This is a genomic window from Pediococcus pentosaceus, from assembly GCF_001437285.1.
Lineage (GTDB): Bacteria > Bacillota > Bacilli > Lactobacillales > Lactobacillaceae > Pediococcus > Pediococcus pentosaceus.
The window spans coordinates 1-553 of sequence record NZ_JQBF01000027.1; the positions used below are offsets into that span (position 1 = coordinate 1).

Annotated in this window: 1 pseudogene; it reads left to right on the forward strand. The window is 40.3% G+C overall.

Features of this window, described 5'->3' with window-relative positions:
• Positions 1-62: 62 nt before the first annotated feature.
• Positions 63-553 (forward strand): annotated as a pseudogene (locus tag IV86_RS08560) (IS30-like element ISLpl1 family transposase); the annotation flags it as partial.

A 553-nucleotide genomic window follows, 5' to 3' on the forward strand; every position in this document is an offset into this window, starting at 1 on the left:
AAAAAGATCAGCTTCCTTTAAAATGGTGTTTACCACAAACCCATCTTTTAGGAGCTGATTTTTTGTCTAGTATAACCTATTCCGAACGAATTAAAATCGAAACCTTTTGTGAACTAGGGCTGTCCAATATCCAAATGGGCGTTCGGCTGAACCGATCACCGTCAACAATTTCTTATGAATTATCTCGATGTCAACCTTATCAGGCTGAATTAGCACAAACAGATGCCGAATACAAGCGATCACGATGTGGTCGGAAAACTAAGCTGAGCGATGAGTTAAAGCAAAAAATTCTCAACCATTTACGTCTAAGCTGGTCACCAGGAATGATTGCTCACGAATTTAAACTAGCGACTAAATCTATTTATAATTGGCTAAATCAGGGGAGAATTGGTTTCTCCTTGAATGATCTACCTGAACATGGCGTACGCCAACGGCGTAACGTTGACCAACGATCCAAATATAATCAATCTTTGGGGCGATCAATTGAACAGCGTCCCATGATGATTAATCAACGTAATCGCATCGGCGATTTTGAACTAGATACAGTCGTTGG